Annotated in this window: 12 protein-coding genes and 1 tRNA gene; 10 read left to right on the top strand and 3 right to left on the bottom strand. The window is 66.5% G+C overall.

Translation table 11 applies throughout. From position 1 onward, the window contains the following. Window positions 1-39: 39 nt before the first annotated feature. The gene (locus ABWO17_RS12110) at window positions 40-1,236 is read left to right on the top strand and encodes a radical SAM/SPASM domain-containing protein (RefSeq protein WP_353118861.1); all 1,197 of its coding nucleotides are present in this window, start codon (window positions 40-42) and stop codon (window positions 1,234-1,236) included. A gap of 168 nt (window positions 1,237-1,404) precedes the next feature. Here the strand turns inward: ABWO17_RS12110 and ABWO17_RS12105 are convergent, their stop codons facing one another. From ABWO17_RS12105 to ABWO17_RS12095, 3 genes are all read right to left on the bottom strand, one after another. Continuing rightward, window positions 1,405-4,293, bottom strand: coding sequence for a cation-translocating P-type ATPase (locus ABWO17_RS12105; protein WP_353118857.1), 2,889 nt, complete (start codon window positions 4,291-4,293; stop codon window positions 1,405-1,407). A 143-nt stretch (window positions 4,294-4,436) separates the two neighbouring features. After that, a complete protein-coding gene (locus ABWO17_RS12100; RefSeq protein ID WP_353118855.1) occupies window positions 4,437-5,978 on the bottom strand; it encodes a YeiH family protein in 1,542 nt (513 codons plus the stop codon). A gap of 471 nt (window positions 5,979-6,449) precedes the next feature. After that, a tRNA-Asn gene (locus ABWO17_RS12095) sits at window positions 6,450-6,525 on the bottom strand. A gap of 274 nt (window positions 6,526-6,799) precedes the next feature. Here ABWO17_RS12095 and lysS point away from each other — a divergent pair. The 9 genes from lysS (at window position 6,800) to lpxA (ending at window position 18,854) form a co-directional block, all read left to right on the top strand. Then, on the top strand, window positions 6,800-8,305 hold the full coding sequence (lysS, locus tag ABWO17_RS12090) for a lysine--tRNA ligase (RefSeq protein ID WP_353118945.1): 1,506 nt from the start codon (window positions 6,800-6,802) through the stop codon (window positions 8,303-8,305). A gap of 10 nt (window positions 8,306-8,315) precedes the next feature. Then, window positions 8,316-9,584, top strand: a complete 1,269-nt coding sequence (locus tag ABWO17_RS12085) for a lipoprotein-releasing ABC transporter permease subunit (RefSeq protein WP_353118853.1) — start codon at window positions 8,316-8,318, stop codon at window positions 9,582-9,584. Window positions 9,585-9,601: 17 nt separating this feature from the next. Then, the gene (locus ABWO17_RS12080) at window positions 9,602-10,324 is read left to right on the top strand and encodes an ABC transporter ATP-binding protein (RefSeq protein ID WP_353118851.1); all 723 of its coding nucleotides are present in this window, start codon (window positions 9,602-9,604) and stop codon (window positions 10,322-10,324) included. Continuing rightward, window positions 10,308-12,995 carry an outer membrane protein assembly factor BamA gene (gene bamA / locus ABWO17_RS12075; protein WP_353118849.1) on the top strand — a complete coding sequence of 896 codons (2,688 nt, stop codon included), beginning with the start codon at window positions 10,308-10,310 and terminating at the stop codon, window positions 12,993-12,995. Before ABWO17_RS12080 ends, bamA begins: the two co-directional genes overlap by 17 nt. 381 nt (window positions 12,996-13,376) lie before the next feature. Then, window positions 13,377-15,779, top strand: coding sequence for an N-acetylmuramoyl-L-alanine amidase (locus tag ABWO17_RS12070; protein WP_353118847.1), 2,403 nt, complete (start codon window positions 13,377-13,379; stop codon window positions 15,777-15,779). Window positions 15,780-16,018: 239 nt separating this feature from the next. Continuing rightward, complete coding sequence (locus ABWO17_RS12065; RefSeq protein ID WP_196607746.1) at window positions 16,019-16,546, top strand: OmpH/Skp family outer membrane protein; 528 nt, start codon at window positions 16,019-16,021, stop codon at window positions 16,544-16,546. Window positions 16,547-16,556: 10 nt separating this feature from the next. Then, window positions 16,557-17,588 (top strand): UDP-3-O-(3-hydroxymyristoyl)glucosamine N-acyltransferase, encoded by a 1,032-nt coding sequence (gene lpxD / locus ABWO17_RS12060; RefSeq protein ID WP_353118844.1) that lies wholly within the window; start codon window positions 16,557-16,559, stop codon window positions 17,586-17,588. Between the two features lies 1 nt (window position 17,589). Next, window positions 17,590-18,054 carry a 3-hydroxyacyl-ACP dehydratase FabZ gene (gene fabZ / locus ABWO17_RS12055; protein WP_007527376.1) on the top strand — a complete coding sequence of 155 codons (465 nt, stop codon included), beginning with the start codon at window positions 17,590-17,592 and terminating at the stop codon, window positions 18,052-18,054. Further along, window positions 18,054-18,854: an acyl-ACP--UDP-N-acetylglucosamine O-acyltransferase gene (lpxA, locus tag ABWO17_RS12050; RefSeq protein WP_353118842.1), complete on the top strand. Its 801-nt coding sequence runs from the start codon at window positions 18,054-18,056 to the stop codon at window positions 18,852-18,854. The genes fabZ and lpxA overlap by 1 nt, the downstream gene beginning before the upstream one ends. The last annotated feature ends 13 nt before the right edge of the window (window positions 18,855-18,867 follow it).

Below are 18,867 nucleotides of genomic sequence, written 5' to 3'. Positions count from 1 at the left end.
CCCGTATCTGGCCCGTATCTGGTCCGGACGGGAGGATCCATGTTCCCTGCCCTGCGTGCGCTGTTTCGCCCCCGCCGCCCCCGGTGGGACTGGGTGCAGGTGGAGGTGACCACCCGCTGCGACGCGGCGTGCGTCTATTGCCCGCGCACCGCCTGCGGGGATGGATGGCGCAACGCGGACATGCCCATGGCGCTGTTCCGGCGGGTGCTGACCGCCTGCCGGGGCACGCGCCACCTGCACTTGCAGGGATGGGGCGAGCCGCTGCTGCATCCCCGGTATCCGGACATGCTGGCCGAGGCCGTGGCGGCGGGGTACGCGGTGGGGCTGACCACCAACGGCATGCATCTGGATGCAGGCATGGCCGGGGTGCTGGTGGATGCCGGGGTGGACATGGTGGCCCTGTCGCTGGCGGGCATCGGTGCCCGCAACGATGCGGTGCGGCGCGGAGCGCCAACCGCACGGGTGCTGGCCGCGCTGGACGCCTTGCGCGAGGCCAAGGCGCGTGCGGGCAGCGTGCTGCCCCGCGTGCATCTGGCCTACATGCTGCTGCGCCAGGACACGGGCGGGCCGGAAGCTCTCCCCGCGTTGCTGCGCGGGCGCGGCGTGGAAACGGTGGTGGTGTCCACGCTGGACCACGTGACCACGCCCCAACTTGCGGACGCCGCCTACGCCCATGCCGGGGCTGACGAACTGGCCGCACTGGGGCGGCGGCTGGAAGCGGCATGCACGGTTGCCGAGGCAGAGGGCATCCGGATGGTCTGGCGCCTGCCCCGGCCCGCGCAACCGCCTGCATCTTTGCCCGTACATCCGGTTCCGCGGCAGGACGGGCGGCAGGACGCTGCCGTTTCGCTGCAGGCTCACTCGGTCACGCCTGACCATCCGTTCCTGCCGGGGCACGAACCGCCGGAACTCTGGGACGTCCCCAGCGCCATGCTGCACGCGCTGGCGGCGCGCGAGGGGGATGCTTCGTGCACCGAAAACGTGGGCCGTGCCGCCGTGATAACCGTGGACGGCATGGTGGCCCCCTGCGTGTTCGCGGCGCTGCCCCTGTGCGGTGGCCGCCCGCGTGACGGTTCCGGCCCGGTTGCGGCCGGGCGCATGCTGTTCGGCAGCGTGGAGGACGCCACCCTGGCCGAGGTATGGGGGCGTCCGGCGTATGCGGCGTTTCGCGCCGCCCATGCGCGGGGCATGCCGCCAGCGCCCTGCGAGGGGTGCATCAAGCTGCGGGTGCACTGACGGGCGCTTCGCCACAACCTTCGGCCCGCCGCGTTGCCGTGGCCTTGCCGCCCCGGAGGGCAGTTTCCGGCGTCGTCCGGCGTCTTCCGGTGTCGTTTCCCGCCACTTCCCGGCGTCCGACCTTGCCCGTCCTGCCAGTCCTGCCCGTCCTGCCAGCCCTGCCTTTTTTTAGTCCGGCACCCCGGCACCCGCCGCCATCTGCCTGCGGATGAACACCTTGGCCACCTCCATGGAGGCGAACACCGCCGCGCCGAAGGCGGTGATGATGCCCAGGGTGCGCCCGCCGGGCATGTGGATGCCGAAGGCCTCGCGCACCGGCGCGAACTGCATCAGCACGGCCACCAGCGCCACCTCCCAGGCGATGGCCAGCAGCAGCCAGCCGTGCGGCGGGGCCTGCACGATGCTGAAGCGCATGGACCGGAAGTTCAGCGCGATGATCATCTCCACGATGATGAACAAGAAGAACATTTCGGTGCGCGCGGTGCCGATGTCCGCAAGATCGTGCAGGAACAGGCCGAAGAACAGCGGTATCTCGATGCATACGGCCAGCAGCACGAATATCTTCACGTCCCTGGTGAACACGCTTTCGCGCGGGTCGCGCGGGGGGCGGTCCATGATGTCCGGGTCCGGCGGGGCCACGCCCAGGGCCAGCGCGGGCAGTCCGTCGGTGGCCAGGTTGATGTACAGGATGGCGGCGGGCAGCAGGGGCAGGTATTCCGGCCCCAGAAGCAGTACGGTGCCGCCGATGACGGCCACCTCCGTGATGTTGCAGCGCAGCAGGAAGGTGAGATATTTCTTGATGTTGTCGTAAATCCACCGGCCTAGTTCAATGGCTTTCACGATGGAGGCGAAGTTGTCGTCGGTCAGCACCATGTCCGCCGCCTCGCGGGCCACCTCGGTGCCGGTGATGCCCATGGCCACGCCGATGTCGGCCTGCTTCAGGGCCGGGGCATCGTTCACCCCGTCGCCGGTCATGGCCACCACGTCACCGCGCGCCTTCCACGCCTTGACGATGCGCAGCTTGTCCATGGGCGATACGCGGGCATACACGCTGACCCGGTCCACCATGCCCGCGAAGGTGGCATCGTCCAGCGCGGCTAGCCCGTCGCCGGTGAGCACCACGTCGCCCTCCCGATGGATGCCGATTTCGCGGGCCACGGCCTCTGCCGTCAGGCGGTGGTCGCCGGTGATCATCACCGGGCGGATGCCCACCCGGCGGCAGGTGGCCACGGCTTGCGCCGCCTCGTCGCGGGGCGGGTCCATCATGCCCGCAAGGCCCAGCAGCACGTGGCCGTACTCGGCCTCGTCTTCCGCAAGCGGGGCAGGCTGGTGGTCGCCGGGGGCGCCGTGCAGGGGCAGCATGGACAGGGCCAGCACGCGCAGGGCGCGTTCGGCCATGCGTTCCGCCGCTGCCTGAACGGCGGCGCGGTCGGCGTAGCTCAGGGGGCGTATCTCTCCGCCCGCCAGCACCCGGTCGCACCGGGCCAGCACCACCTCTGGCGCGCCCTTCATGAAGGCCGCGTGGTCCGCGCCCGCCACCGGGGCGGCCTGGGGCGACAGCGCGTGCATGGTGGTCATGCGCTTGCGCTCCGAACTGAACGGAAATTCCTCCAGGCGCGGGTTGGGCGCGCGCACGTGCAGGGCGCAGCCCGCCCCGGGCGTTTGGGGCAGGGCGGCCAGCCAGGCCGGGCAGGATTCGGCGGTGTTGTCGGCATCGGGGGTGCGCAGCTTCAGCGCGGCGACCACCAGCGCCGCCTCGGTGGGGTCGCCCCGGATGGCCCACTGCCCGGAATCGCCGGGGGGCAGCAGCTCGGCGTCATTGCACAGCAGGCCCGCCAGCAGCAGGGCCTGCACCTCGCGCGGGGGCGGGCCGTCGGATGCATCAATGTCATGCCCGCCATGGCGCAGGCCGCCCCTGGGTTCGTAGCCCGAGCCGGTGACCTCGGTTTCGATGCCCGCCGCCTCCGCGATGTTTCCCCCTGTTCCCGCTGCCGGGAAGGTGAACAGCGCGCGCACGGTCATTTCGCCGCGCGTCAGGGTGCCGGTCTTGTCGGTGCAGATCACCGTGGTGCAGCCCAGCGTCTCCACGGCGGGCATGCGCCGCACCAGCGCCCCGCGCCGGGCCATCTGGCGCATGCCGATGGCCAGCGCCCCGGTGACGATGGCGGCCAGCGCTTCCGGCACGGCGGCAACGGCTAGCGACACGGCGAACATGATCATGGACACGATGAAGGCGAAATCCACGGTGCCGTGCACGGCCTCGCGCGCGATGCTGAACCCGGCTACCAGCACGCAGATGGTCAGGGCGATGATGCCCAGCCACTTGCCGATTTCCTCGGTGCGTTTTTCCAGCGGGGTTTTCACCGTTTCCACGGTGGCCACCTCGCGGGCGATCTGCCCGAAGGCCGTTTCCATGCCCGTGGCGGTGACCACGGCACGCCCCCGCCCATAGGTGATGGTGGTGCCGGTGAAGGTCATGTTGCGCCGGTCGGCCGTGCCCGCGTCTTCGGCCACGGGGTCCGTGCCCTTGCCCACGGGCAGCGATTCGCCGGTCAGGGGTGCCTCGTCGCAGCGCAGGGAGTGAGCCTCGACGAGGCGCGCATCGGCGGGTACGCGGTCGCCCGCCTCCAGCAGCACCACGTCACCGGGCACCACCTGGGCCGAGGGGATGCGCGTCTCCGTGCCGTCGCGCAGCACGCAGGTGGTGGGCGAGAGCATTTTCTTCAGGGCATCCAGGGCCTGTTCCGCCCGGTATTCCTGCACAAAGCCGAGCACCGCGCAGAACAGCACGATGGCCAGGATGATGGCCGCGTCCACCACCTCGCCCACGGCGGCGGAAAGGACCACCGCAGCCAGCAGGATGACGATGAGCACGTTGGCGAACTGCCCCAGGAACATGCGCAGGGGCGAGGGCTTTTCCTCGTGGGTCAGTTCATTGGGACCGTGTCGGGACAGTTGTTCCTCGGCCTGGGCGGCGGAAAGGCCGCGCGCCGGGTCCGTGCCCAGGGTGCGTGCCACTTCGTCCGTGTCCATGGCGTGCCATGCGGGCTGGGTCATGGTGTGCTCCCGTTCGGGTATGGTGCGGGTGTGGCGTGATGACGCGCCGGGGGCAGGCAGCCCCCGGCGCGGTATTCCGCCGGGCCGCCGTCCGCCCCGGCGTGTCCGTATGGCCGGGACGGGCGGCGGTGGTGCACTATCGGCTACATGGGCGGCGGCGGGAACAGCGTGCCGCCAAAGATCAGGTAGGCGAGCACCAGCGTCCAGATGATGTTCACCCCCTGCCCGATGACGAAGGCCAGGGCAGGCTTGCCCCCGCCAAGGCTGGCCAGTTCGCTGAAGCGCGTCTCGAGCCCGATGCAGGTGAAGGCCAGCGCGAACCACCAGGTGCGCAGCCCGCCCAGGGTGGACTTGGTGGCGCTGACCATGTCGCCGGGCAGGAAGAACGAGAACAGCACCGAAGCCGCCATGAACCCCAGCACAAACTTGGGGAAGCGGTCCCATATCTCCATGGCGCTGGGCTTCTGCCCGCCGGGCAGGTGGGCCGATTCCTTGTAGGCCCACCACACCGCCAGGAAGAACGCGGCAAAGCCGATGAACACGTTCTGGCCCATCTTGACGATGACGCCGATCTTCATGGCCGTTTCACTCACCAGCGCGCCCGCCGCCACCACCGAGCCGGAGGTGTCGAGGGTGCCGCCCATCCAGGCGCCTGCCACCAGGTCGGGCATGCCGGTCATCTTGGCGATGATCGGTTGCAGCACCATCATGGGCACGGCGCAGATGAGCACCACCGAGGTGACGTACGAGAGCTTCTTGGGGTCGCCCCGTACCGCGCCGGAGGTGGCAATGGCCGCCGACACCCCGCAGATGGACACGGCCGAGGAAAGCATGGCCGAGAACTCGTCGTCGATGTCCAGCTTCTTGCACAGCCAGAAGGTGAAGTACCACACCACGGTGATCACCAGCAGGGCCTGCACGATGGCGTACATCCCGGCCTGCACGATTTCTCCGAACAGGATGCCCGCGCCAAGGATGACCAGGCCCGTCTTGATGTAGTACTCCGTCTGCACCGCCGGGCGCAGCCATTGCGGCAGCCCGGCGAAGTTGCTGACGATCAGCCCCAGGAACAGGCACCACAGCACGTATTCTATGCCCAGGTCGTTGATGGTGAAGTTGCCGGCAATGAACTGGGCCAGCCACGCCAGCACGAACACCACGGGAAAGCCCGCCAGGAAGTTGCCGACGTTGCGCCCCAGCAGCATGATGCCCACCGTGGCCACCGCCAGCAGGCCCACCAGCAGGGTGAGCGAGGCGGCAAGGTTGCCTGCGGCAAACACCTTGCCGGGCAGGGCGCCTGCGTTGTCGCCGAGCGACTTGGCGATTTCGCCGCCCTTCTTCTTGATGTCCTTGTCCTTGGCCGCCTTGACGGCGTCGGCCAGGGCCTTGGCGGCGTCGCCCACGGCCTTGCGGTCCTTGCCTGCAAGCGTGGTCTGGAGCAGGGCGGCGGACGCGGCAACTCCCGCCTCGCCCTTGGTGGTGGCCTGGGTGGCAAAGGCGGTCACTTCCGGCGCCTTGCTCTGGGCCAGTTGGGCGAATTCGCCGTCGGTGGTCCACTTGAATTTGGGAAGGCTGACGGTGAGACCGCCAAGAATCAGGATGATGATCAGAAAGCCCAGCCAGACTGCCAGCCAGTCCTCGGTCTTCCAGAGTACGGAAATCCCCAGCTTGTTTTCCCCAGCCATACGAAGTCCTCCTCCGTGTCTTGCGGTGGGTTGATGAAGCATGCGGATCCAAAGGCTGCCCTCCGTGCGTGTCGCGTGCGCCAGTGGCAACGGCGCGAAGCGGTATGTTTGACGGGGGCGGGATGGCGGGACGTATCCTCCTTTTCCGGTTGCGCACGACATGAACCACGCGGGGCGCATGCGGGCGGGTGACATGCGGCACAGGGCACGCATGATGGGCCGCGACCGCACGGAACGGAGGGGAGGGGCGCGAACTGGGCGCGAACTGGGCGCGAACTGGGCGCGAGTGGGGAGGGGTGCGGCGCGGTGCGGGCGGGGTGGCGAGGCCCCGCCGAAACTTTGCCTATGGATATGTTGATATTAAATGTGTGGCCTGATGTCCAGCGCCCGCCCGCATCCGGCCAGGCGGCCACAACGCGGCGGCACGCAATGCAAAAGGGCGCATGACCGTGGTCATGCGCCCTTGCATTCTGGCTCCCCGGGACGGACTTGAACCGCCAACCTAGTGATTAACAGTCACCCGCTCTGCCAATTGAGCCACCGGGGAACGTGGCGCGCCAAGCGTTTTCCGGCGCGGAGGCTGAAGTACCCGCAACGGGCCGGACGGTCAAGCAAAAAATCGCGCAGCGTGAAAAAACTGTTGACGAACGGGCGCCTTGGGCGTTTCTTGACTGCCGCACTCAATTGGCATACCCGTAGCAGTCCGGCAGACGGCAGAATCAACAGGTCCACGGAGAACGTCCTTGAGCAGTCAGGAACAGTCAAAGCGCAAGAAGATCAAGCTTGCCACCAAGTCCGAGCGGGCGGAATATTTCATGCCCATGCTCGAAAGCCTAGAAGCCCGCGACGAACTGAACGAGGTCGTCAAGAACCGGGTGGTCAAATCCTGTGAACTGCTGGACGACGGCGTTGCCCTGTACCCCAACGGTTTCGTGAAACAGCACGACGTGGCGGCCATTTCGGCCGAATACGAGGGGCTGACCGCCGAGGAATTGGAAAACGTCGACACGCGCTTCACCTGTGCGGGGCGTATCGTCTCGCAGCGCTCGTTCGGCAAGGTGACCTTCTTCCATCTGATGGACAAGAGCGGCCGCCTGCAATGCTACACCTCGCGCGAAGTGCTGGGCGAAGACCCGTACCGCAACTTCAAGAAGCTGGATATCGGCGACATCGTGGGCGTTTCCGGCACGCTGTTCCGCACCAAGACGGGCGAACTGACCCTGTCGTGCGACCAGTGTACCCTGCTCACCAAGTCCATCCGGCCCCTGCCTGAAAAGTACCATGGCCTGAAGGACGTGGAGACCCGCTACCGCCAGCGCTACGTGGACCTCATCGTCACGCCGCGCACGCGCGAGATTTTTCGCAAGCGCACCCTGATCGTGCGCGAATTCCGCCGCTTCCTGGAGGAAAAGGGCTTCATGGAGGTGGAAACCCCCATGATGCAGCCCATTCCCGGCGGCGCCACGGCCATGCCGTTCATCACCCACCACAATGCGCTGGACATGCAGCTGTACATGCGCATCGCGCCGGAGCTGTACCTGAAGCGCCTGCTGGTGGGCGGGTTCGAGAAGGTGTTCGAGATCAACCGCAACTTCCGCAACGAAGGCATCTCGACCCGGCACAACCCGGAATTCACCATGTGTGAATTCTACTGGGCGTACGCCACCTTCGAGGATCTCATGGACCTGACCGAGCACCTGTTCGCCCATGTGGCCGAAAAGGTGTGCGGCTCGTACGTGGTGACCTACCAGGGCCAGGAAGTGGACCTTACCCCCGGCCGCTGGACGCGCCTTTCGTTCCATGATTCGCTGGAGAAGATCGGCGGGCATTCGCCGGAATTCTACAACGATTACGAAGCGGTGCGCAAATATATCCGCGAACGGGGCGAAAAGGTGGTGGACGGCGAAAAGATGGCCAAGTTGCAGGCCAAGCTGTTCGACCTGGATGTTGAAGGCAAGCTGATCCAGCCCACCTTCATCTATCATTATCCTACCGACATCTCGCCGCTGTCGCGCCGCAACAACGAGCGGCCCGACGTGACGGACCGCTTCGAGCTGTTCATCACCGGGCGCGAACTGGGCAACGCCTTTTCCGAACTGAACGACCCCGTGGACCAGCGCATGCGCTTCCTGGACCAGGTGGCCGAGAAGGAAGCGGGCGACGCCGAGGCGCATTTCATGGACGAGGACTACCTGCGCGCACTGGAATACGGCATGCCGCCCGCCGCAGGGCAGGGCGTGGGCATAGACCGTCTGGTCATGTTGCTGACCGACTCGCCGTCCATTCGCGAGGTCATCCTGTTCCCGCTGCTGAAGCCGGAAAGCTAGGCCCCGCCGCATGAGCTTCGAACTGTTCGTGGCCTTGCGCTACCTGTTCGCACGGCGCAGGCAGACCTTCATTTCCGTCATTTCCGTCACCTCCATCCTGGGGGTGGCGCTGGGGGTGGCGTCGCTGATCGTGGTGCTGGGCGTCATGAACGGCTTCACCACCGACCTGCGCGACAAGATCCTGGGCGCCAACGCCCACGGCATCGTCATGTCCGCCGACCGCACCGGGCTTACCGACGCGCCGCATCTCATCGAGAAGATCCGGCAGGTGGACGGGGTGCGCGGCGCGACGCCGTTCATCTATTCCGAAGTTATGCTCTCCACCCCCCACGGGGTGAAAGGGCTGGTGCTGCGCGGCATAGACCCGCAGTCCGCTCCATCCGTGCTCGGCATCCTTTCCAACATGACCAAGGGCAGCGTGGCCGACCTTGCGCCGCGCGCGTCCGCATCCGGCGCGGGTGAGGGCGGCATCCTTTCCGGTCCGCCCGGCGTGATCATCGGCGACGAACTGGCCCAGCGATTGGGCGTGGTGGTGGGCAGCCGGGTGAACCTGCTGTCGCCCGCCGGGCAGAAGACCTCCGCCGGGTTCGCCCCGCGCATCCGCCCCTTCATGGTGGTGGGCGTGTTCTCCACCGGCATGTTCGAGTACGATTCCTCGTTGGGCTTCGTATCGCTTGACGCCGCGCGCGACGTGCTGGGCCTGCCCGACGGTGCCGTTTCGGGCGTGGAGTTGGCCGTCACCGACGTGTACAGGGCGGACACGGTGGCCGAGCGGGTTACCCGTGCCGTGGGCGGCTACCCGCTGTATACCCGCCACTGGATGGAGATGAATGCCAACCTGTTCGCCGCGCTGAAGCTGGAAAAGACGGCCATGGCCGTGATTCTGGTGCTGATAGTGCTGGTGGGCTCGTTTTCGATCATCACCACGCTGGTCATGCTGGTCATGGAAAAGACGCGCGACATCGCCATACTCATGTCCATGGGGGCCACGCGGGGCATGATCCGGCGCATCTTCATGCTGCAAGGCACGGTCATCGGGGCCATCGGCACCGGCCTCGGCTATGCGCTGGGGCTGGGCGTTGCGGAGCTTCTCAAGCGCTACCAGTTCATCAAGCTGCCGCACGGCGTCTATTCGCTGGACCACCTGCCGGTGCTGCTGCAATGGCCCGACATGCTGGCCATCGGCGCAAGCTCCATGCTGCTGTGCTTCGTCGCAACCATCTACCCGGCGCGCCAGGCTGCCAGCCTGGAACCAGCCGAAGCGCTGCGCTACGAATGAGCACCGATTTTTTGCACATGACCGCTCCTGGCCAAAGGGCGGGCGGAGAAGGCGACGGCGAGCCGCTGTACCGCCTTGCCGGAGTGGACAAGGAGTACGACGGACCGGCCGAGCAGCTGACCATCCTGCGCGGGGTGGACCTTTCCATCCGCCAGGGAGAGTCGGTGGCCATTGTCGGAGCATCCGGCTCGGGCAAGTCCACCCTCTTGCATCTGCTGGGTACCCTTGATACTCCCTCACAGGGACAGGTGCTGTTCCAGGGCCGGGACATGGGAACCATGTCGCCGGACGAGAAGGCGGGGCTTCGCAACCGCGAGATCGGCTTCGTCTTCCAGTTCCATCACCTGCTTCCGGAATTCGATACATTGGAAAACGTGGCCATGCAGGCCATCATCGCGGGCATGCCGCGCGCACAGGCCCTTGCACGGGCGCGCGACACCCTGGCCCTGGTCGGCCTGGCCGACAGGACCGCGCACCGGGTGACCACGTTGTCGGGCGGCGAGCGCCAGCGCGCCGCCATCGCGCGGGCCATCCTGATGCGGCCAAAGGTGCTGCTGGCCGACGAGCCTACGGGCAACCTCGACGCGCGCACCGGCCACCTGGTGGCGCGCCTGCTGCTTGATCTCAACCGGGAACTGGGCATGACCCTCGTCATTGTCACCCATAACCGTGAATTGGCAGACATCATGGGCAGATGCCTAGAACTCAGAGCCGGAGAGCTGTATGACCAGACTCGCTAGATGGGGGCGCATCCTTGCGGTGGCCCTGCTTGTGCTTGCACACGCGGCAACCTCTCCGGCCCAGACGCCGAGGGATACCACCGTCATCGTCCTGCCTTTCCAGGTGAATGCCGGACCGGACCTCGAATATCTCAACGACGACCTGCCGGAACTCATCTCGCAGCGCCTTGTTGCGCGCGGGCTTACCGTCATTGCCCGGCAGGACACCCAGGCCCTGGTGCGCGACCAGCGTGTGACCAACCTGGACGTGTCCATCGCGCGCGACCTGTCGGTGCTGGCGGGCGCGGGTGTTGCCGTGTACGGCAGCTTCAACCAGGTGGGCGAAGGCTTCAGCATCGACGTGCGCGTGGTGGACGCCCTGGGCATCCGCGCCGCGCGGCCCTTCTTCATCCAGAAGGAAGGGCTCATCAACGTCCTGCCCGCGGTGGACGAACTGGCGGAGCGCATCTCGTCCGACCTGCTGCGCCGCAACACCCTGGCCGACGTCAAGGTGCGCGGCACCAAGGTGCTGGACCCCGACGTGGTGCTGATGCGCCTGACCACCCGCAAGGGCGATCCGGTCGACCCGGCCGCCATCAACCGCGAAGTGAAGCGCATCTGGGACCTTGGCTACTTCAGCGACGTGCAGGCCAACGTGGAGCAGGACGGCGAAGGCCTGATCCTGGTCTACACGGTGCAGGAAAAGCCGCGCATCGAAAACGTTACCGTAGAGGGCTCGGACAAGGTGGACGTGGACGACATTCTTGCCGCCATGAGCACCAAGACCGGTTCGGTCCTCAACGAAAAGCTGCTTGCGCAGGACCTGCAAAAGGTTACCGAACTCTACCGCAAGGAAGGCTACTACCTGGCCAAGGTTTCGCACCGCGTCGATTCGCGGGCGGGCGGGGCTGGCGCCAGCCTTGTGCTGAAGGTGGAGGAAGGCAAGAAGCTGTACATCAAGAAGGTGGCCTTCGAAGGTGTTGAAAAGCTGGATGCCGACGACCTGAGGAAGCAGCTGGCGCTGTCCGAGCGCGGCATGTTCTCGTGGATCACCGGTTCCGGCGTGCTCAAGGACGAACACCTCGAGCGCGATTCCGCCGCCGTCACCGCCTACTGCATGAACCACGGCTACCTCGACGCCATGGTGGCCGCGCCCAGGGTGGACTACGAAGAGGACGGCATCATCGTCACCTTCGCCATCAAGGAAGGCCCGCGCTACAAGCTGGGCGAGGTGACCTTTGCGGGCGACCTCATCGAGCCCGACACCCGCCTGGCCGAAATCGTCAAGCTGGACGACGTGAAGAAGGATGACGGGTTCTTCCGCTTCAACGTGATGCAGGAAGACAACAAGGCCCTCACCGATTTCTACGCCGACTACGGCTACGCCTTCGCCGAGGTGAACCCCCGTACCAAGAAGCACGAGGACGAACCCGTGGTGGACGTGGCCTACACCGTGAACAAGCGGCAGAAGGTGTACATTCGCCGTGCCCTGGTGGAAGGCAACGACAAGACCCGCGACAACGTCATCCTGCGCGAACTGCGCATCACCGATGGCGACATGTTCGAGGGCCAGAAGCTGCGCCGCAGCGCGGAACGCCTGAACAAGCTGCAATACTTCGAGGCCGTTGGGACGGAGCTTGTGCCCACCGAGCGCGAAGAGGAAGTGGACCTGAAGGTCAAGGTGAAGGAGAAGAACACCGGCGCGCTCATCGGCGGTATCGGGTACTCCACCTACTACGAGTTCGGCGTGTCCGGCACCATCATGGAACGCAACCTGTTCGGCAAGGGCTACCAGACCTCGCTGATGGCCATGTTCTCCGGGCGCCGCACCGCGTACCAGTGGTCCTTCACCAACCCGCGCTACAACGACACCAACCTGTCGGTGGGCTACGACGCGTACAACATCCGCGACGAGTACACGGACTTCAGCAAGAATACCATCGGCAACACCGTCCGCTTTGCCTATCCCCTCGGCGAATACACCACCGTGGGCTGGGGTTACCGACTCGACTTCTACAAGCTGTACGACATCGAGGACGACGCGGCTGACATCATCAAGGATCGCGAAGGCGACAACGTGTCCAGCGTCGTGCATGGCCGCATCACCCGCGACACCACGGACAGCAAGGAAAACCCGACCCGTGGGAATATCACCAAGATATTCACCGAATACGGCGGCGGGGTGCTGATGGGCGACGATAACTTCTTCAAGCCCACGGTGCAGACCGAACAGTACTACCAGTGGCGTCCCAACCACGTGCTGCACGGTCGCGTGCGCGGTGGCGTGGTGCTGGAAACCAGCGACGAGGACGTACCGGTGTTCGAACGCTTCTACATCGGCGGCATCGACTCCATCCGCGGTTACAGCTCCAAGGACATCTCTCCGCGCGACAAGGACACCGGCGACCGCATCGGCGGCGACCGCATGGCCTTCGCCAACCTGGAATACATCTGGGTGTTCCATCCCGAACTTGGCCTTGCCCTGGTGCCGTTCTTCGACGCTGGGTTCAACGCCGACTCGAGCGAGAAGTTCACCTGGGACGACGAGATCAAGAAGTCCGTGGGCCTCGAATTCCGGTGGCGCTCGCCCATGGGCGACCTGCGCTTCGCCTACGGTATCCCGCTGGACGAAAACCGCGAAGGCGACAAGACCAACGGCCGCTTCGAGTTCTCCATGGGCCAGTTCTTCTAGCCAATGCGGCCGCCCCACGGGGCGGGACATGGCACGCAGCATGACGGGGGCGCGGCGCAGGCCGCGCCCCTTTTGCGTGCCTGTGGTGCCCGTACGGGTGCATGCCGCGCAAAGGCACACGGCCTTCGGCAGACCGGGCCTGTGGTCTTCACCGGGCCGGGTCGGATGTCTTTGCCGGGCTGGGCCGAACCGGTGCGGACGGGAAGGATTTCGCCGCCCGAAGGCGTGGATATGCCCGCAGGCCCGTCCCTGCGGGCTCGCCGGCGGGTACGGGTTGCCAACGAGGCGCGGGTTGCGGTAGGGTTTGCCGCCGCCGCAGCCCGTACGTGGCGCTGCAAGCCGCACCGCGCCGTGGCCGCCCGGCGGAACCCAGGAATGGACATGCACAGGTTTTTTGCCCTCCTTCTGCTTTCCCTCACCCTCGTTTGCTGCATCGGCCTTCCCGCACCGGCGAAGGCCGCTGATGCCGCGTCCGCGTATGCTGCCGCCAGGAAAGAGCTGGAGTCCCTGAAGCGGGACGCCCGGCGCGGTGCCCTGCGCGAACCGTGGGAACGCGTGGTGTCCCGTTTCGACGGCGTGGTCCGGCAGCATCCCCGCTGGGCCAACGTGCCCGCCGCCATGTTCCATGGTGCGCTGGCCATGGGTGAACTGGCCAGCCGATCGTTCCGCACGGCAGACTTCGAGGACGCCGCCCGCCGCTTCGAACGGGTGGCTGCCAAATACGCCTGGCATGTGCTGGCCGACGACGCGCTGCTGCACGCGGCAGACATCCGGGGCAACCGCCTTGGCGATGTCGCGGGTTCCCGCAAGCTGCTGGATACCATCCTGACCCGTTACCCCGGTGGCGATATGGCCGACCCCGCCCGCGATCTGCTGGCGGCCCTTTCCGGCGTGCCCGGCGGAGATGCTCCTGCGGCGCCGGTGGCCGTGGGGCGGTCTGGGCGTATCGAGCAGGACGCCGACGTACCCGGCGCCAAGATTGCGGGCGATTCCGCACGGTCTTCGGGTGGCGGGGTGGCGGTGGCTTCCGCCTCGGACGGCGTTCCCGCTCCCAAGACGCCCGCCAAGGCAAAGAAAGGCGCGCGCAGCGACCCGGCCAAGGCCGCGAAGCTGTATGCAGAGGCCCGCAAGGAACTGGATGCCCTGCGTGGTGACGCAAAGCGGGCGGCCCTGCGCGAACCGTGGTTGCGGGTGATGACCCTGTACGAGGGCGCCCGGGATGCCGCGCCGGAAGGGGAACAGGCGCCCAATGCCGCCTACGGCATGGCCGTGGCGCAGGAGGAACTGGCCGCGCGCTCGTGGCGCAAGGACGATTTTCTCGCGGCGGTGACCCGCTACAATGAAGCGGCGGCCGCCTACCCGGAGGACTCGCTGGCCGATGACTGCATGCTGCGCGCCGCGCGGCTGCGGGCCACCCGCCTGGACGATGCCGACGGGGCGCACCAGTTGCTGGAAACGCAATTGCGCCGCTATCCCAAGGGCGACATGGCCGGAGAGGCCCGCGCCCTGCTGGCGGACCTGACCGCCGCGCGCGTCACCGCATCCGCCCAGCCGGGCAAGGCGGCACCCGCCGCCCCGGTGACGCCCGCCGCTCCGGTTTCCTCCGGCCAGCAGTCGGGCACCACGTCCGTGCCCGCGCGCGGGGGCAAGCCCGCCGTGTTGCGTCAGGTGTCGTGGCGGGCGGACAATGACCGGGCCACCATCACCATCGAGCTTTCGCGCGAGACGGAGTGGCGCAGCCAGTATGCCGCGCCGGACAACGGCGCGGGCCGCCCGCCGCGCCTGTACCTCGACTTTTCAGACGCCCTGCCCGATGATGCGGTGAAGCCCGGCGCCAAGGTGTCCGGGGCGTTGCTGACGCGGGTGCGCTCCGACCAGCCGTCGTCCGGCCACACCCGGGTCATCCTGGATTTCAAGGCCCTCAGGCGCTACAAGGTGCAGGCCGTGCGCAACCCGTATCGGGTGGTCATAGAGGTGGGCGCCACCGACGCGGCGCTGCCCGATGGCCAGCGGCCCGACGATTCCCGCGTGTCCGTGCCCGTGCGCGAGGCGGACAAGGCCGCGCCGTCCACCCCCCCAAAGGATCTGGTGGAGCAACTGGGCCTGACCGTGCACACCGTGCTGATCGACGCGGGCCACGGCGGCAAGGACCCCGGCGCCATGGGTAACGGCATCGTCGAGCGCAACCTGACCCTGAAGATGGCCAGGATGGTGGGCGAGCGCCTGCGCCGCATGGGCTTTTCGGTCATCTACACCCGTGACAGGGACGTGTTCGTGCCGCTGGACAAGCGCACGGCCTTCGCCAACGACAAGAAGGCCGACCTGTTCCTGTCGCTGCACGTCAACGCCAACACCGATCCGCGCATCTGCGGCTTCGAGACCTACTACCTCGACCTGGCCCGGTCGGACAGCGCCACCCGCGTGGCCGCGCGCGAAAACGCCGTCAGCGAGAAAAGCCTCAGCGACCTGCAATTCATCCTCACCGACCTCATGCTCAACGCCAAGACCCAGGAATCGCGCGACGTTGCCAACTTCGTGCAGGATTCGTCTCTCGGGCGGTTGCGGCGCGACGGTTTTCCCGCCCATGACAACGGCGTGCGCTCGGCCCCGTTCTATGTATTGATGGGGGCGCGCATGCCTTCGGTGCTGGTGGAGCTTGGCTACTGCACCAACCCCGACGAGGCCCGGCGCCTGAACTCGGAAAAGTACCTCTCCACCCTGGCCGACGGCATCGCCGAGGGCGTGGCCTCGTACAAGCGCAAACTTGCCCGTTTTTCGCAATGATGACGCACCGCTTGACGCCCCATCGACAAGGGGATAACTGACCGCGAACCCCTGCATATCGCGCCCCTTGGCGCGGCATGCGGCAGGCGCCGGAAGAACGGCGCACGCCGGGCGTCGGGCGGCGTTCGGCAACGTTCGGGGATCCCGCGAATCGGCATCCGCCGCATCGTATACCATTGCAAGCTACGCCGGTTTCCGGCTGCCACTCATCCAAGGTGTTTTCAAAGGAGTCGCTTCGCATGCGTAGAGTTCTCATCCTGGCCGCGGCCTTCGTCCTTGCCTGGACCACCGTTGCCGTTGCCGCCGACATGAAGATCGCCATCGTCAACATGCAGGCCATCGCCTCCCAGAGCGAAGCCGCGCAGGACGCCCAGAAGAAGATGAAGGCCACCTTCGGCGCCGAAAGGGACCAGTTGGAAAAGCAGGCCAACGACCTGAAGAAGAAGGCCGAGGACATGAAGGTCCAGTCTGCCGCCCTGTCCGCCGAAGCCAAGGAAGACAAGAAGGTGGAGTTCATCCGCCTGAAGCGCGACCTTGAGGACAAGACCCGCGCCTTCGCCCGCAAGGTGGAATCAGCCGAAGTGCGCGTGCGCCAGGAAATGGCCGCCATCATCCTGAAGGCCGCCAAGGAGTACGGCGAGAAGAAGGGCTACACCCTGATCCTCGACGGCGCCGCCGCTGGCGTGGTGCATGCCGACAAGGCCATCGACGTGACCAAGGAACTGCTGGAAGAAGTGAACCGCGTGTACCGCGCGGGCAAGAAGTAGCGGGGGGCCGATGGCCAGACTGCTTTCCGAGTTGGCGGGGCTGCTGGGACTCGAACTGCGCGGTGAAGACCGCTCCATCGAGGGCGTGAACACCCTCGAGGCGGCAGGCCCCGCCGAGGTGAGCTTTCTGGCGAACCCCAAGTACACACCTCTGCTGGCGTCCACCCGCGCGGGCGCGGTGATCGTGTCGGCAGAGCACGCGGACGCGGTTCCGTGTGCCCTGGTGAGCGCCAATCCGTACTTCGACTTCGGCCGCACCCTGGCCCTGTTCTCCAAGCCTCAGGGCAGCCTTTCGGGCGTGAGCGACATGGCGTTCGTGCACCCCGAGGCGGAACTGGGCGACGGCTGCACCGTCTATCCCTTTGCATTCATCGGTCCCCGTGCGCGCATCGGCGCGGGGACCGTTCTTTTTCCCGGCGCGTACGTGGGCGAGGACTGCCGCGTGGGTGCCGGGTGCCTGCTGTACCCCAACGCGGTACTGATGGCCGGGACCGAAATCGGCAACGGCTGCATCCTGCACGCCGGGGTGGTGCTGGGGGCCGACGGCTACGGCTTTGCCCGCACCGACTTCGGCATCCAGAAGATTCCGCAGGTGGGCACCGTGCGCCTTGGCAACGACGTGGAGGTGGGGGCCAATACCACCATCGACCGCTCGGTACTGGGCGTGACCACCATCGGTGACGGTACCAAGATCGACAATCTGGTGCAGATCGGCCATAACGTCGAGATGGGGCGCAACTGCCTCATCGTCGCCCAGGTGGGCATTTCCGGTTCCACCAAGGTGGGCGACGACGTGACCATGGCCGGGCAGGTGGGCGTGGCCGGGCATCTTTCCATCGGCAACGGGGTGACCCTGGGGCCAAAGTCGGGCGTGGCCAAAAGCATTCCCGACGGAGAAACCATGGGCGGCGCCCCCGCCGTGGACAAGGCCACCTACATGCGCACCCTGACCGTGATGCCCAAGCTCCCCGACATGTACAAGCGCATCGGCAAGCTCGAGAAGGAGCTTGAAGAACTGAAAAAGCTCGCCGCCAAGGAATGACATGACCGACCCCGCACAGAACATCCTCGACATCCGCCAGATTCTGGGCCTTCTGCCCCATCGCTATCCCTTCCTGCTGGTGGACAGGGTGACGGAATACGTCCCCGGCGAGTACATCAAGGGATACAAGAACGTGACCATGAACGAGCCGTTCTTCGAGGGGCACTTTCCCGGCGTGCCCGTGATGCCGGGCGTGCTGATCATGGAAGCCCTGGCCCAGGCCGGGGGCATCCTGGTGGTCAAGAGCACCGATACCCCCGTCGAGGACAAGTTGTTCCTGTTCACCGGCATCGAGTCGGTGCGTTTTCGCAAGCCGGTCTACCCCGGCGACAAGCTGGAACTGCACTGCCGCCTGCTGCGCCACAAGCTGAAGCTGTGGAAGATGGAAGGCTTCGCCTACGTGGACGGCAAGCTGGCCGCCGAGGCGGTGATGACCGCTGCCGTGACCAACAGGGAGGACATGTAGTGGCCGCGCAGGTGCATCCTTCCGCCTTCGTGCACGAGAGCGCCCTGCTTGGCGACGATGTCGTGGTTGGCCCCTGCGCCGTCATCGAAGCGGACGTGGTGATCGGGGCCGAGTCGCGCATCGACGCCTTTGCCTCGGTCAAAAGCCATACCCGCATGGGCGAGCGCAACCACATCCATTCCTATGCCTGCGTGGGCGGTGAACCGCAGGACCTGAAATTTCACGGCGAAGTCACCACCCTGGAAATGGGCGACGGCAATACCGTGCGCGAATTCGCCACGCTGCACCGGGGTACGGAGGGCGGCGGCGGGGTGACCCGCATCGGCAGCAACAACCTGCTGATGGCCTATACCCACGTGGCGCACGACTGCGTTCTGGGCAACGGCATCGTCATGTCCAACGGCGCGACCCTGGCCGGGCACGTGCACGTGGGCGACCACGTGATCCTCAGCGGCCTTTCCGCCGTGCACCAGTTCGTGCGCATCGGCGACCACGCCTTCGTGGGCGGCATGAGCGGCATCGCGCAGGACTTGCCGCCGTTCATGCTGGCCGTGGGCCACCGCGCCGGGGTGCACAGCCCCAACCTGGTGGGCCTGCGCCGCATGCAGGCCACGCGCGAGCTCATCGCCGCGCTGAAGAACGCCTACCGGCTGGTCTGGAATTCCGAGGTGCCCCGCAAGGAGGCCCTGGAACAGCTGGAATACGAGCTTGGCAACTACCCCGAAGTTCTTCTATTCGTAGAATTCATTCGCGCCAGCGAGCGCGGCATTCTGCCCGTATCGCAGGGAACGCCCGTATAGCCCGTACGGAATG

Source organism: Nitratidesulfovibrio sp. (assembly GCF_040373385.1).
Taxonomy (GTDB): domain Bacteria; phylum Desulfobacterota; class Desulfovibrionia; order Desulfovibrionales; family Desulfovibrionaceae; genus Cupidesulfovibrio.
Note: the sequence above shows the minus strand (reverse complement) of the source record. Positions and strands in the feature narration are given on the sequence as shown.